This is a genomic window from Catonella morbi ATCC 51271, assembly GCF_000160035.2.
Taxonomy (GTDB): domain Bacteria; phylum Bacillota; class Clostridia; order Lachnospirales; family Lachnospiraceae; genus Catonella; species Catonella morbi.
In genome coordinates this window covers 122,288-137,204 of record NZ_KI535371.1, presented here as the reverse complement: position 1 = coordinate 137,204, position 14,917 = coordinate 122,288, and the positions used below count along the sequence as shown (strand labels likewise).

The window sequence follows — 14,917 nt, the reverse complement described above, 5'->3', positions numbered from 1 at the left end:
GTTTTCTTTAATACACTTTTTATTAACCTTTCACCGATCCTACTGTCAGTCCTTTCACAAAATATTTCTGGAAGAACGGATAGGCAATAATGACCGGACCAAGTACTACCATAAGTATAGCCATTCGCGCACTTTCTTTAGGAAGGTTCTGCATCATTGAGGTTACATTTCCCGCTCCCAAAGCTCCTGAGGTATTCAGCAGAAAATCCAGGTTTTTCTGAATCCTCACCAGTAACAGCTGAAGAGGTGTTTTCGATGATGAGCGTATATAAAGCAACGCATTCTGCCATTCATTCCAATATCTTACCGCTACCATGAAGCCTACTGCCGCAACCGAAGGCTTTGAAACCGGAAAAACTATCTGCCAAAATGTCCTGAATTCTCCGGCTCCGTCTATTTTAGCAGCCTCAATCAGTGCATCCGGCACGTTGCTCTGAATATAAGTCCTAAGTATAATAATATGCATTGCTGTGATACATTCAGGCAGAATCAGCGCCAACAGGCTATCTCCCAGGCCATAGACTTTGGTATTAATCATATAGCAGGAAAGCTGGCCTCCCGAGAACAGCATGCTTATCAGCACCAAGAAAGAAAATGGTTTACGAAGCCTGAAACATTTCCGGCTCAGTGCATAAGCAAACATATTCATAGTAATCAGGGCTATAAGCGTTCCCAATACAGTAATTAATATTGTTACTCCATAGGATACGGCAATTTGTCTGCCAAAGGTCAACACATACCGGTAGCCTTCCAATGACCACGCATCGGGAAAAAAGCTGAATCCCTTTTCCGTAATAGAGTTGTCATCACTTAAGGAGATAATCACTACCAGAATAAGCGGCAGCAGACATACTGCCGTCAGAATAAGAAGTATAAGCCCCAACAGATTTTGTCTATGTTTCTCACTCATCCCAAGCCTCCCTAAAAAACTAATAATACGTTCTAAAACAATGCATAATCCTCATTTATTTTTTTGACTGCATAGTTTACGACTATCACCAACAGAAATCCGATTAATGACTGATATAGGGTAACAGCCGCCGTAGTACTGAAGTTTGAAGATTCCATTATGGAATTAAGAACATAACTGTCAATAACCTGGGTAGTGGAATATATTGCTCCGGTATTCTTTGTTACCTGATAAAAAAGTCCGGTATCGGATCTCATAATATAGCCTATTGATAAAAGGGTCATGGTTACCACCATAGGCAGCAGCATAGGCAATGTCACATAGCGGATTCTCTGCCCTTTTGTTGCACCGTCAAGTTCGGCCGCTTCATACAGTTCAGTGTCAATACCGCTCAGTACGGAAAGGTACAGGACGGAACCGTATCCCGTTCCTTGCCACATTTTGACTAAAATCAATATCAACGGCCATGCCTTTGCCTCCATGTACCATCTGACAGGATCCTTACCCAGCGAAATCAATAGCTGATTAAGCATTCCGTTGCTTGTATCCAATACAGCATTAACAACATAGGTAATGGCCATAGCAGAGATAAAGGCAGGTACGATCATTATGCTCTGACAGATTTTTCCCAGTTTTTTATAGCTGAGTTCATGAATCAATACAGCCAATGACACATTACATATTGTGCCTATTGCCGTAAAAGCTATGAAATAGAAAACAGTATTCCTTGTAATACGTACAAATGAAGTCTTTGATTTAAACAGGAATAACAGATTATCCAAACCGCACCATGGAGAATCAAAGCCTAATTTATAGTCAAATTTTTTAAATGCCAAAACCAGCCCGTACAAAGGCGCAAAGCTGAATAATGCAAAAAGTATAAGTGCGGGCAGACTCATGAACAACAAAGTCTTATTTTTCCATGTATTTTTCAGTAAAGACATATTCTCCCTCCTCTGTTCAAGTTAAGTATATCCCGTATTCCCTTACTTTCACAGAGGAAATATCCGACTATGAAGGGTAAAAATCCGCTCTTTATTTTGTGAATTCGTTGCCTCACAGAATAAAAATAAGGCGGCAGAATCAAAATACTTTCTGCCGCCATTCATTCCTGAGCCCTGATTATTCACTATCTATAATACTCCACACCACTCTCAAATATCCCCTGATTTTTCTCTCCGGTTATATTGACAGCTACATTTTCACCAATTCTCTCAGAATGACACATCTTACCCAGCACTCTTCCATCAGGACTTATGATGCCTTCAACCGCCATATAAGAGCCGTTTGGATTAAAGCTTTCATCCATGGTTACATTGCCATCTGCATCTGCATACCTAAAAGCTATCTGACCATTTTCAGAAAGTTTCTTAAGCCATTCTTCATTTGCCACAAATCTTCCCTCACCATGTGAAGCAGGGATGGAATAGGTCTTTCCGAGTTCAATATTCATAAGCCATGGAGATTTGTTTGTAACTGCCTTTGTATAAACAGACTGCGAAATATGCCTGCCTATCTTATTGGTAGTAAGAGTAGGTGAGGTTTCCTCTATCTTTGTTATCTCTCCGTAAGGCACAAGTCCAAGCTTGATAAGTGCCTGAAAACCGTTACAAATACCAAGTATAAGACCATCTCTCTCTTTAAGCAGCCTATTGGTTTCCTCAGCAATCTGCGGATTTCTAAATACGGAGGCTATAAACTTGGCTGAACCGTCAGGCTCGTCACCTGCTGAGAAACCGCCTGGGAACATTATTATCTGAGAATTCTTTATAGCCTTTACATACTCCGATACAGAATCCTTTATGTTCTGTGCATTAAGGTTCTTAAATACCACTGTCTGAACTTCTGCACCTGCTTTCTGGAAGGCTTTGGTTAAATCATATTCACAGTTTGTTCCCGGAAATACAGGTATAAATACCCTAGGCTTTGCTATCTTTTCTTTGGCTATATAAAGCTTTGCCTCATTCTTTCTTGCAAAGTCTGCCTCATTTCTTACATCATAAAGCTTCTCTGTTAGCTTTTCTACTTCCTCACCTGTCTTTGTAGGATATACCTTTTCAAGCTTACCCATCCAGTTTCCCAGCATTTCTTCTATGTCTATAGTTACATTTGCAAATTCAAATTTTCCACACTCAGTAACTTCACCCAGCCTGATTACATCCAGTCCTGATTTCATCACCTCATCCAAATCGTCTGCATTTACTTCTGCAACTATACCTGTAAAATCAGGCTTAAAGAAATCTTCATCTGTAAGCTTTTCATCAAATTTAACGCCGAGCTTATTACCGAAAGCCATCTTGCTGACTGCTTCAGCCACACCGTATCTTCCGAGTGCATAGGCTGAAACTATGGATTTTTTATGAATAAGTTCGGTAATTTTTTTATAAGCAGATATCAGCTTCTCAAATACAGGAAGCCTAAACTCATTTTCTTCTATATTAAATTTTACAAGCACATTTCCGGACTTTTTAAGCTCAGGGCTGATAATTTCATCTGCCTTACCCATATCGACCGCAAAACTTACTAAAGTAGGAGGTACATCTATATCGTTAAAGCTGCCCGACATACTGTCCTTACCACCTATTGAGGCAAGTCCAAGCTGCATCTGTGCTTCATAGGCTCCGAGCAGGGCTGCAAGAGGCTCTCCCCAACGCACTGCCTTGTCTCCAAGCCTCTTAAAATACTCCTGGAAGGTGAAATGAATCTTAGTCAGTTCTCCACCGGCAGCAACTATCTTTGCCACAGAGTTAATAACCGCATAAACAGCACCATGATAAGGGCTTTCCTTTGAAATATACGGATCAAAGCCATAGCTCATAAGAGTGACTGCGTCACTTTCGCCAAGGTCATTCGGAAGCTTTGCTGTCATAGTCTGAATAGGGCTTAACTGATATTTACCGCCAAACGGCATGGTCACTGTAGCTGCTCCGATTGAGCTGTCAAATCTCTCAACCAATCCCTTTTTACCGCATACATTTAAATCACTAAGCATAACAAGCCAAGCCTCTTTAAGACTCTTGCCTTCAAATTCCTTATTGTGGTTTTCGTAAAATTTGTCCGGATTAGGAGCTGATACGCTGGCTTTAGCTTCACTTCTGGCTCCATTTGTGTCAATAAAGGCTCTGCTTATATTTACTATCTCCTTACCGCGCCATTCCATCACAAGACGAGGCTCTTTTGTAACTTCCGCTACAACCACAGCTTCAAGGTTCTCCTCATCAGCGAACTTAAGCATAGCTTCTACATCTTTACTGTCCACAACTATAGCCATTCTTTCCTGTGACTCGGAAATAGCTATCTCCGTACCATCAAGTCCCGCATATTTCTTAGGTACTTTATCAAGATTGATATGAAGCCCTGCCGCCAATTCTCCGATTGCAACAGAAACACCGCCGGCTCCAAAATCATTACATTTCTTTATAAGCTTTGTTATCTCAGGCCTTCTGAAAAATCTCTGAATCTTACGCTCTGTAGGAGCATTTCCCTTCTGCACCTCAGCTCCGCAGGTATCTATGGACTTGGTTGTATGTGACTTGGATGAGCCTGTAGCCCCTCCTATACCATCACGTCCCGTACGGCCTCCAAGCAAGATAATCCGGTCGCCAGGATCTGAAGTTTCCCTGATTACATTTTTTCTTCTGGCTGCTCCCATAACCGCACCGATTTCAAGACGCTTAGCCACATAATCAGGATGATAAATTTCATCTACAAGTCCGGTTGCAAGACCAATCTGGTTGCCGTAAGAGCTATAACCTGCCGCCGCCCCTGTAACTATCTTTCTCTGTGGCAGCTTGCCTTTTATAGTTTCTGAAAGCGGCAAAGTAGGATCAGCAGCTCCTGTAACACGCATAGCCTGATATACATAGCCCCTGCCAGAAAGCGGATCTCTGATGGCTCCGCCAAGACAGGTAGCCGCCCCACCAAAAGGCTCAATCTCTGTAGGATGGTTATGTGTTTCATTCTTAAAGAAAATCAGCCATTCTTCTGTATTCTTGGTTCCATCTGCCAAAGTTTCTTCCACAGGCACAACTATGGAGCAGGCATTTATCTCGTCTGAAACCTCCATATCCGTAAGCTTGCCAAGAGCCTTTAGCTTCTTCATTCCCATAAGTGCTATATCCATAAGACAGATATACTTATCATCCCTGTCCTTGTAAAGCTCTGCAAAATTTTCCTTATAACTGTTGTAGCTGTCCACCAAAGGCTTGGAATACTTGCCTTCTTCAAAGTCTATCTCTGTAAGCTCTGTAAGGAAGGTAGTGTGACGGCAATGGTCTGACCAGTAGGTATCAAGCATTCTGATTTCAGTTACACTCGGATCTCTTTTTTCTTCTTCTGCAAAATATTTTCTTATAAATAAAAAGTCCTTAAATGTCATAGCAAGATTGAGCGAAGCATAAAGCTCCTTAAGCTCGTCTTCGGACATAGTTCTAAAGCCTTCAAAGATTTTCACATCCGGAGGCTCAGGGAAATTCTGAACTATGGTTTCAGGCTTATCCTTGTATGCTTCTCTTGAATCAACAGGGTTTATAAGATAAGCTTTAATTTTTTCAAATTCTTTATCTGTAATTTCACCCTTTACTACATATGTAGTAGCAGACTGAATAACAGACTCAGCTTCTTCATTTAAGAGCTTCACGCATTGAACGGCACTATCTGCCCTCTGGTCAAACTGCCCCGGCAGATATTCTACCGAAAACTCTCTTTCAGAAGCCTCAAGCGGAAAGTTCTCCTCATAAAGCAAGTCTACAGGCGGTTCGGAGAATACAATGCCAAGAGCCTTTTTATAGGTAGCTTCATCCAGATTTTCAATATCATATCTGATAAGCACCCTTACAGCTTCAAGCTTCTTAAGAGAAAGATAGTCTGCAAATTCCTCTTTAAGCTCCCTCGCCCTTACAGCATAATCAGTTTTCTTTTCAACATATATTCTTCTAATATTTCCCATAGTCCCACTCCTTATTTATAGGTTTTGGTTACAATTATATTTAGTATAGCATGGATATATTTATTAGTAAAATGAATATATGTGATTTTATTTATATTTTATTCTTATATACAAATGAACCATGCGCGGGTAGCGTACGGTTCATTTGTATATGTTATCATACCATAAGTTCTCCGGTGTTTTCTATCTCAGCAATCATTTCAACCCTTTTTCCATGTCTGCCGCCCTCATATTTTGCTTCAAGCCAGGCATCCACTATCATCTTCGCAAGCTCTATGCCTACTACTCTTGACCCAAAGGCTATTATATTTGTGTTATTATGACACTTGGAAAGTCCCGCGGAATAAGGTTCACTGCATACACAAGCTCTTATGCCCTTAACTTTGTTTGCAGCCAGAGATATACCAACCCCCGTACCGCATATTAATACACCTCCGTCCGCTTCCCCAGCCACAATTATTTTTGCCGCCTTATATCCGCTTATTGGATAGTCAAACCTTTCCGTACTGTCGGTACCCACATCTGTTACGTCTATTCCTTTTTCTTTTAAATACAGCTTGATTATCTCTTTATAATCATACCCGACATGATCGCTTCCTATTACAAGTTTCATACAGTACCTCCGATGTATTTTCCTCACATTCATTTTGTTTCGTTTACAGATAATTTTGATTTTTCATACGCTTAAATGCGTAAATTGCAGCGCCTATAACACCATTTATCTGCGCAGGACGGGAATATTTTATTTTCATATTCTTTTCAGGATAGGGCTTTCTTGTAAAATAATGTATATCTTTTTCGAATTCATCAAAAGGAAAGAATCCATTCATAAGAAGTCCTCCTCCAAGCACAATGCATTCAGGATCAAAAAGATTTTCCTGCGTAGCAACAGCCTGAGCCATTCCTCTGACAAATGTCTTAATTTCTTTCGTTTCTCCCTTTTGAGCAAATATATCTTTTATTTCAATATCCGGAAAAAATTCATTCCTCAAATTTTCAAGAGCAATCCCCGATACTACAGTCTCGAGACAGCTCTCGTTTCCGCAGGTACATTTTTTCATATTCCCGTAAATAGGCATATGACCGAGTTCGGAAGCAACTCCGTTATGTCCTGAAAGTATTTTCCCATCAATCATTACGGCATTTCCCACCCCGGTTCCGAAATAAATTCCGCACACGCTGTCGCAATCTTCTATCCCCAGCTCTTTCATATCATAGAACAAAAGGTTATTTGTATCTTTATTTATAAAGATCGGAAAATCAAAAATTTCTTCAAGTGCATCCACTATCAAAAAGTCATCGGGAATGGCCTCGATATTAGGTGTTTGTATGACTGTTCTCCTGTCGCGGCTTACGGTGGACGGAAAGCCTGCCGATACGGCTTTTAAAACCCTGTCATTCAGATTTTTCTCAATGTATCCCTTTACAAGCCCTCCAAATTTTTCGACAGCATCACTTTCTTTTGTGAAAACGCTTTCTGTCGGCCGTATCTCGAATCCTTCCAACTTATAGCTTTCGTTCACCAAACCAAGACGAATATTGGTTCCTCCTATATCGATTCCTAAAACAACAGGCTCCGCCACGGTTAATTCCTCCCTCTTACAGTTTAACACCGGTTTCTTCCTCAAAGATTTTTTTTGCTTTGGCACAAGCCACCCTTAAATCATCATCTAAAGAAAAAAGTCCCGAACTTCCCAGTATAAAACATTCGGCACCCGCTGCATAAAGATCCTTAAATGTTTTTTTGTTACAGGAACCGTCTATCATTATCTGATAATGCCAACCGTTTTCTTCCCTGAGTTTCTTCGCTTCCTTTATCTTATCGAGCATTTCTCTTATAAAAGGCTGTCCTGCAAAACCTACATCTACGGTCATAATGGTGAGTACATCTATACGACCTAAGTACTCTTTGCAATAAGCCAGCGGGGTTGCAGGATTGAGCGTAACTCCTGTTTTGCAACCCAAATCCTTTATACGATTAATGGTACGAAAAGCATTCGTATTTATAGTTTCGGCATGGGGACTTATAAGTTCAGCCCCCGCTTCGGCACACGACTTTATCCAATCATTGGGCTCAGTCGTCATAAGATGCACATCCATAGGCTTTTTGGCCGCTTTTCCCACTGCTTTTATGATATCCGGACTTAAGGTTATATTTTTGCAAAAATGTCCATCCATAACATCCATGTGATAGCCATCAAATTCCTCATTCAATACATCTATCTGGTTTTTCATATCCAGAAAATCCATACACATAAGACTGACTGTAAATAAAGGCTTCATATAATAATCCTTTCAATTAAAAATATATACAACAGTTATGAACTCTTACGGCTTGCTCCGAAAAATCTGTCAAGAGTGACTGCTATAATAAGCAGACATCCCATAGCAAGCTGCTGATAATAGCTTGAAACTCCGCACATGTTAAGTCCGTTGTTTATAACACCTATGATTAGACCTCCGATTATTACCTTGGGTATCTTGCCTACTCCTCCAAAGAACGAAGCACCTCCGATTATTACCGCCTCTATCGCAAATGTTTCATAACCGGTTCCCGCATTAGGCTCCGCCGCCGCAAGTCTCGCTATATTTACCATTCCCGCAAGAGAAGCACATAATCCGGATATCATAAATGCTATTATTGTATGTTTTTTCACTGTAATTCCTGCATACCACGCTGCTTGAGGATTTCCTCCTATTGCATACAGATTCCTTCCGCATTGTGTCTTTTTGCCAAAATAAGCCAGAAGAGCGGCTGTTACAAGAGCAATTATTACCGGCATTGGGAAAATGCCTATGCTTCCTCCTATGGTTTTATTGAAGGAGACAGGAAGTCCCGACGCCGCCCTGGCATTGGTTATTATATAGACCATACTTCTCAAAATAGCCTGAGTACCTAAAGTAATTATAAAAGGCGGAAGCCCGGTTGCCGTAACCAGTAATCCATTAATAAAGCCTACAGCTATACCTAAAATGACAACCCCTATCATTACGGCAGCTATCGGCGGCATCCCCGCTTCTGTCATGAGCTTTGCACTTACCGCCCCTGATAAGGCCATTATTGAACTTACACTGAGGTCAATCCCTCCGAGAAGAATAGCAAAAAATTCTCCCAGTCCCAGCAAAATTGTTATTGAACTCTGTTCAAGGATTTTTAACATGTTTCCGCTTGTTAAAAAACTCTTGTAGCGGAGGAGACCGAACACAAGTATCATAATAACCAGAATGGAAATTGTACTGTATTTATCCCAAAAATCTCCAAAAGACTTCTTTCTCTTTACGACATTTTTTGTATCCACCGTTTCATCCTCCTCACATTTCCTCTTTTGTAGCCGCCTTAACCAGTCTCTCCTCAGTAGCTTCTCTTACTTCAAATTCTCCGGTTATTTTTCCGCCCGCCATAACTGTTATACGATCACAAAGCCCCAAAAGCTCCGGCATTTCGCTCGAAACAACTATTATTCCTATGCCTTCATCGGAAAGTTTTCTCATAAGTTTGTATATTTCACTTTTGGTCCCTACATCTATTCCTTTGGTCGGCTCATCAAAAATAATAACTTTCATCCCTGCCGCCATCCATTTGCCCAAAATTACTTTCTGTTGATTACCTCCCGAAAGATTAAGTGTGAGCTGTTCTTCATCCACCCACTTAATCTGCAGAGCCTTGTGTTGATCTTCAGCCATTTTACGTTCATCTTTTTCATCGATTGTGCCCACTATCCCGTCAACTTTTGATTTTTTTAGCTGATTAACAATGGAAATATTCTTTTTATTACTGAAATTGCCAAAAAATCCGGTTTCTCTCCTATTTTCCGTAAGCATTCCTACACCTGTCTTTAACGCCGAATAAGGATTTTTTATGACAATCTTTTTTCCGTTTAGATATATCTCTCCCGCTTTAATGGGACTTGCACCGAATATTGCATCCATCAGTTCACTTCTTCCGGCTCCCACCAATCCTGAAAACCCCAGAATTTCCCCTTTTTTTAGGCTAAATGAAATATTTTTTACCTTTTCGTCTTTGCGCGTAAGACCCCTTACCTCAAATATTGTCTCTCCGAAACTAAATCCGTCTCCTTCCGGATGTTGATAGCTTCCCTGTATCTCTCTTCCGACCATAAGTTTTACCATATCATCGGTTGTAAGGTCTTTCACATTATAAGTTCCGACATAGCCCCCATCCTTCATTATTGTTATTCTGTCACCGATTTCAGCAATCTCCGAAAGCTTATGTGAAATAAAAACTATAGCTTTCCCTTCACTTTTCAGACGTCTTATTATAGCGAACAGTTTTTTAACCTCCTCATCGGTGAGCGACGAGGTTGGCTCATCCATGACTATAACCTTTGCATTAAAAGAAACCGACTTGGCTATTTCTACCATCTGCTTTTCACTTATACCTAATTCGCCCACACTTACCGTCGGCTTATATGCCTGTAAGTTTACCTGTTCCAAAAGCTTTTCCGTATCTCTGTCAAGCTTCTCGTAATCTATCTGATATATCGGGCCAAATTTTTTCTTTGGGAGTCTTCCCATAAATATATTTTCTCTAATGTCAAGCCAGTTCACGACACTCAATTCCTGGTAAATAATGCTTATGCCACCCTCCGCGGATATATGAGGGGTAAGCCTTTCATAAGTTTTTCCGTCAAGCGTTATACTGCCACTGTCCGGTTGATAAACTCCGCTCAATACCTTCATCAGGGTAGATTTCCCGGCACCGTTTTCTCCCAAAAGTACATGTACTTCCCCGGCCTTGACATCAAAACTTATTTTGTTTAACGCGACTACTCCCGGAAAAGTTTTTATTATATCCTTCATTGAAACAACAGTTTCCATGTGCCCTCTCCTTCATTACGGGATAAGATTACTCCAAATTATTCATGTGACGTGTTATATATAAACTAACCCAAATTATTCACAAAATATCCCGTGAATAATTTGGGATTAATACGTCCGATTCTATGATAGGCTGTATGTTAATTATTTCAGATACTCCTTAGCATTATCCTTTGTTATAAGGACAGCTGCAATACCTGTCTGAGTGACTTCGGCCCCTGCTTCCGGTTTAGCATTTTCTTTAACCGCTTTTACCATTAGATTAAGTGCGGTGGCTCCTACCAACTTAGGATTCTGGGCTACTGTAGCAGCAAGTTCTCCGTCCGCTACTGCCTTTATGGCATCGTCATTTCCGTCAGTTCCGCAAACCTTTATATCTTTTCCCGATTTTTTTACGGCCTCTACGGCTCCCATTGCCATTGTGTCATTACAGCAGTATATAGCTTTAAGGTTAGGATTCGCACTTATCATGTTCGTAGCCACATCCATAGCTTTTGTTCGGTCCCAGTCCGCCGGCTGGCTATCCACCAACTTAGCCCCTGCTGCTTCAAAAGCCGCCTTTGCTCCGTCACGACGCTGTTCTCCCGATAAAGCTCCGGCCTTTCCTTCAATTATAGCTACTTCCGCATTATTTCCCACCTGTTTCAACAATTCTCCGGCACCCGTCTCTCCGACTTCTTTATTGTCGGTAGCAACATAAGCATAGAGTCCGCCTCCGAGTTCTCCGAGAGCCTTGGCATCTATTTTTTCATCGATATCAATGAAGACTATCCCTTTTGAACAGCCTTCCGCAATAGCGTTATTCAGATTTACATCTGAAATAGGTGCCACACCGATTGCCTTATATTCACCCGTACTAACGAAGTTCTCAAGTACCTGCACCTGTCCCTCTACGTCGTCCTCCGTATTTCCGGACTGTACGTCTACCTTTACTCCGAGCTTTGCGGCCTCCTCCTCGATACCTGCTTTCATGTCCTGCCAGAACTGGCTCGACTGTGTCTTCAAAACTATCGCATACTTTTCTTCACCGGCTACAGATGCAGTACTGCCTGTTCCGCTTTTAGAAGCTGATGAAGTCTCGGATGTAACTGCTCCACTTGAACTTTTAGCTGACGACATATCTTTCTTTGCGGATGAAGTCGGTTTACTTTCTCCTCCGCAGGCCGTAAGTGATACTGCCATCATAACTGCAAGTGCTACCGCCAAAAAACCTTTTAACTTTTTCATAATCTACCTCCCTGTTATTTTGAGTAATATTTGAGTAAATTTTACTCAAATTTCTTTCATGATAATTCAATCATGTGTATTCTGTCAATATTTTCTTTCTTTTTCTACATTTTGCTGAGAAAATATTAGGGTAAATTGTGCAATTTCACCTTACTGGTATCTTTTCTTTCAATTTTTCTCAGAAGCCCCCATATCCGTAGATGCTCTCCTTGATAGAGTTACTCTCATCTGCCTTTTGGTAGTGGGTATCTTTTCTCCGTTTATCTGCCGTATAAGCATATCAACAGCCACACTTGCCATTCCCGCAACATCCTGCCTAATACTTGTAATTCCCACCCCGCATATATCCGCTATAATACAATCGTCAAAGCCAACAATTTTCACCTGCTTCGGCACCTGTATTCCGTATTCTCTGAGAGCCAGGTATGCTCCTGCAGCAAGGGTGTCTGTAGTGGCCACTATTCCGTCAAACTCAAGTCCGCTCTGAATAAGGGAAGTAATTGATGCCTTTCCCGAGTAAACGGAAACATTTTCATTATTTTTTATATACTCTGGTCTTTCGGGTATCCCTTTTTCCATAAGAGCTCTTAAGCAGCCGTTATATCTTGATATTTGGTTCACATCAGTTCCTCTCGACATCAGAAACACTATATTTTTACAACCTGCCCCGAGAATCTCGTTAGCCGCCATATAACCACCGCTTTCATTATCCGACTCAATTATGACGGCATTATCGTCTTCGCCTACATGTGGTCTGTCAACGTACACCACCGGATATTTTCTTAAAGCCTCATGGTACCTGTTTCCTGAAATTATCATTACTCCGGCAACATTCTTCGCCCTTAATATCTCCACATGCTTTTTTTCAAGCACCTCTGATTCGTTTGTGTTGAAAATTATAGTTGAATATCCACCATAAAAGAGTGCCATCTGTATCTGAAGTATCAACGCCGAAAAATGAGGGTTAGTTATATCCGGAACAATAATTCCTATGTTGCTGTTCTTATTTTTCCATATCCCTTTTGAAGAGTTATCAAGACTATAATTGTTCTCTTCGATTATTTTTCTCACACGATCCTCGGTTTCTTTGGAAAATCTTCCGTTTTGATTTATAACCCGAGAAACAGTAGCTATGGACACACCTGAAAGTTTAGCAATTTCTTTCATATTTATGGTTTTTGCCATACTTGTATATCTCCTTATCTGGCCATCCGTTGGTTTTCTGTTTTTATTATATGCCATATGCCATAAAATTCAACTTAAAATCATATACGATACGTTATCTTGATTACCGTAGTTAAGACCACCCACCAAACTGATGGATTTCTAGGCCATGTTACTAGACTGGCGGCTCGAGGTGATGTCTTTGACTCGTCACTCCCCATCAAGCGTGGATGATCTTACTAAATAAATATAACTCTTAAATATATCATCAAATTATATTGCACTTAATTTATTCAGTGCAATATAATGTTTTTTCTGATTTTGAATGTACTTTATTTATAGTTGCTTCATTAAAGTCTACTGTACTGACATAATACCCTTAAATCCCAAAAATTACAATTCATAAATTTATACTTTAAATCTGCATGTTTGTCAAATATCATAGCTGCTTAATTATATCCCTAATATCTGTTTTGTATTGATTATAAATTATTTTTCGTCTATACTCTGGTTTGAAGACGATATGATATTTGATCATCCGCTTTATATATGCGAGTGAATATTCTTTCTTCACCATAATTACCTTTTCTTTCTACAATATAGCCTTAACAACTTTATTGTACACAGAAAGATAATTTCAGTATAACATCCGTTGCGCACCTGCATAGCGGACGGTTCATTATTATGCTCATTTTCATTTTTGGAACAACAAAAAACTTCAATTTGAGAAACAGACTAAAGTTATTTAAAAAAGAACCCAAAAGCCACACTTTCAGATTCTCTTTATTCATAAGGTAATATCCTTACCTTTACAATTTCCACATTCAGCCACCGCTGCATTTTTCTTGCCCGTTTTCATCATTTCCGTCACCCTCAGCTTTACCAAGAAGTCTTCTAAAACCATTAATTCCAAAGTAAAAGCCAAATAATGTCAGTATTACCGTAAAGAGAAGATTCGCAGAATAATTATTTTCCATTACGCTTCTAATCAGAGTAACTGCTCCTAAAATCCCCATCAAAAGCTGCATTAATGATAAAACAAATAAATACACTTTACTCATAGCACACCTCCAAATTCATTTGTTTACAATTAAATTGTGTCCTACGATTTATTATAGCATATTTTTTAATATATGCAAGCACCTATCAATGATATTTTTATTTAAGAAATCTCCGCTCCCTTTCTTTCCCTATCATTTTTCATAACTCTTAAAACACCTATTGTACAACTGATAATTGTAAATATATCAAAGGCAGTTCCAACATAGTTACCACAGCTAAAGTCATATATAGCCCAGCCTATTTCCGCTACTCCGATTACTATCTTAAACCCGAGCGCCCCTCCTATGCCCAAAAAATAGGTAAAGGCTACCATTGTAAGAGCAGGAAACCAACCAATTAAGCCTCTGTTATTAAAGATTAATGTCATAACTACCGCTACCAGCATAATTACAGCTTTCGCCACCTGATTAAGCTTCTTGGCAATGTAAATTTCATTTTTTACTAAAGCAAGTAAATTTATAATAAAACCGGAATACCCCTTCAGCAAAAAATTTCCTATTGCCAAAAATATAAGCTGTCCATCCTGTACTCTTAACATCTTTTTTTCATCTTTGACATAACCGGTTATTACCATCAGAGTACAGCCTATAAATATAACTATATTTGCAATAAATAAAGTCAGGTTATTTCCCGAAAATAAATCTGCAATCATCTTACCTATATCCATATTCATATCCCCCTCATATCTAAACAAGACGACAAATGTCCTTTTTATGCCCTATATTTTTGATTATAACAATTATAATAATATCATTTCAATGACAGAT

12 protein-coding genes and 1 pseudogene are annotated in these 14,917 nt (G+C 39.9%); all 13 read right to left on the bottom strand.

Features of this window, described 5'->3' with window-relative positions:
* Positions 1 to 22: 22 nt before the first annotated feature.
* Positions 23 to 910, bottom strand: a complete 888-nt coding sequence (locus GCWU000282_RS15190) for a carbohydrate ABC transporter permease (protein WP_023356077.1) — start codon at positions 908 to 910, stop codon at positions 23 to 25.
* 32 nt (positions 911 to 942) lie between these two features.
* A complete protein-coding gene (locus tag GCWU000282_RS15185; protein WP_023356076.1) occupies positions 943 to 1,854 on the bottom strand; it encodes an ABC transporter permease in 912 nt (303 codons plus the stop codon).
* A gap of 185 nt (positions 1,855 to 2,039) precedes the next feature.
* Positions 2,040 to 5,858 carry a phosphoribosylformylglycinamidine synthase gene (locus GCWU000282_RS15180; RefSeq protein ID WP_023356074.1) on the bottom strand — a complete coding sequence of 1,273 codons (3,819 nt, stop codon included), beginning with the start codon at positions 5,856 to 5,858 and terminating at the stop codon, positions 2,040 to 2,042.
* 157 nt (positions 5,859 to 6,015) lie between these two features.
* The gene (gene rpiB, locus GCWU000282_RS15175) at positions 6,016 to 6,471 is read right to left on the bottom strand and encodes a ribose 5-phosphate isomerase B (RefSeq protein WP_023356073.1); all 456 of its coding nucleotides are present in this window, start codon (positions 6,469 to 6,471) and stop codon (positions 6,016 to 6,018) included.
* 43 nt (positions 6,472 to 6,514) lie between these two features.
* Positions 6,515 to 7,441: an allose kinase gene (gene alsK / locus GCWU000282_RS15170; protein WP_035041461.1), complete on the bottom strand. Its 927-nt coding sequence runs from the start codon at positions 7,439 to 7,441 to the stop codon at positions 6,515 to 6,517.
* A 16-nt stretch (positions 7,442 to 7,457) separates the two neighbouring features.
* Positions 7,458 to 8,141, bottom strand: coding sequence for a D-allulose 6-phosphate 3-epimerase (gene alsE / locus GCWU000282_RS15165; RefSeq protein ID WP_023356071.1), 684 nt, complete (start codon positions 8,139 to 8,141; stop codon positions 7,458 to 7,460).
* A gap of 35 nt (positions 8,142 to 8,176) precedes the next feature.
* Entirely contained in the window at positions 8,177 to 9,157 is a 981-nt protein-coding gene (gene alsC / locus GCWU000282_RS15160; RefSeq protein ID WP_023356070.1) for a D-allose ABC transporter permease, read from the bottom strand.
* 13 nt (positions 9,158 to 9,170) lie between these two features.
* Positions 9,171 to 10,697, bottom strand: coding sequence for a sugar ABC transporter ATP-binding protein (locus GCWU000282_RS15155; RefSeq protein WP_023356069.1), 1,527 nt, complete (start codon positions 10,695 to 10,697; stop codon positions 9,171 to 9,173).
* Between the two features lie 144 nt (positions 10,698 to 10,841).
* Positions 10,842 to 11,924 (bottom strand): D-allose transporter substrate-binding protein, encoded by a 1,083-nt coding sequence (gene alsB / locus GCWU000282_RS15150; protein ID WP_023356068.1) that lies wholly within the window; start codon positions 11,922 to 11,924, stop codon positions 10,842 to 10,844.
* A gap of 168 nt (positions 11,925 to 12,092) precedes the next feature.
* Positions 12,093 to 13,109, bottom strand: coding sequence for a LacI family DNA-binding transcriptional regulator (locus GCWU000282_RS15145; protein WP_035041412.1), 1,017 nt, complete (start codon positions 13,107 to 13,109; stop codon positions 12,093 to 12,095).
* Positions 13,110 to 13,361: 252 nt separating this feature from the next.
* Positions 13,362 to 13,665: pseudogene (locus GCWU000282_RS16475) on the bottom strand (transposase).
* A 247-nt stretch (positions 13,666 to 13,912) separates the two neighbouring features.
* Entirely contained in the window at positions 13,913 to 14,149 is a 237-nt protein-coding gene (locus tag GCWU000282_RS15140) for a hypothetical protein (RefSeq protein WP_035041410.1), read from the bottom strand.
* Positions 14,150 to 14,250: 101 nt separating this feature from the next.
* Positions 14,251 to 14,817 (bottom strand): YgjV family protein, encoded by a 567-nt coding sequence (locus GCWU000282_RS15135; protein ID WP_023356065.1) that lies wholly within the window; start codon positions 14,815 to 14,817, stop codon positions 14,251 to 14,253.
* Positions 14,818 to 14,917: the final 100 nt, after the last annotated feature.

Coding starts and splice junctions, on each gene's coding strand:
- alsB (WP_023356068.1), bottom strand. CDS start 11,924: ATGAAAAAGTTAAAAGGTTTTTTGGCGGTAGCACTTGCAGTTATGATG.
- GCWU000282_RS15145 (WP_035041412.1), bottom strand. CDS start 13,109: ATGGCAAAAACCATAAATATGAAAGAAATTGCTAAACTTTCAGGTGTG.
- GCWU000282_RS15155 (WP_023356069.1), bottom strand. CDS start 10,697: ATGGAAACTGTTGTTTCAATGAAGGATATAATAAAAACTTTTCCGGGA.
- GCWU000282_RS15135 (WP_023356065.1), bottom strand. CDS start 14,817: ATGGATATAGGTAAGATGATTGCAGATTTATTTTCGGGAAATAACCTG.
- GCWU000282_RS15180 (WP_023356074.1), bottom strand. CDS start 5,858: ATGGGAAATATTAGAAGAATATATGTTGAAAAGAAAACTGATTATGCT.
- GCWU000282_RS15140 (WP_035041410.1), bottom strand. CDS start 14,149: ATGAGTAAAGTGTATTTATTTGTTTTATCATTAATGCAGCTTTTGATG.
- GCWU000282_RS15190 (WP_023356077.1), bottom strand. CDS start 910: ATGAGTGAGAAACATAGACAAAATCTGTTGGGGCTTATACTTCTTATT.
- GCWU000282_RS15185 (WP_023356076.1), bottom strand. CDS start 1,854: ATGTCTTTACTGAAAAATACATGGAAAAATAAGACTTTGTTGTTCATG.
- rpiB (WP_023356073.1), bottom strand. CDS start 6,471: ATGAAACTTGTAATAGGAAGCGATCATGTCGGGTATGATTATAAAGAG.
- alsE (WP_023356071.1), bottom strand. CDS start 8,141: ATGAAGCCTTTATTTACAGTCAGTCTTATGTGTATGGATTTTCTGGAT.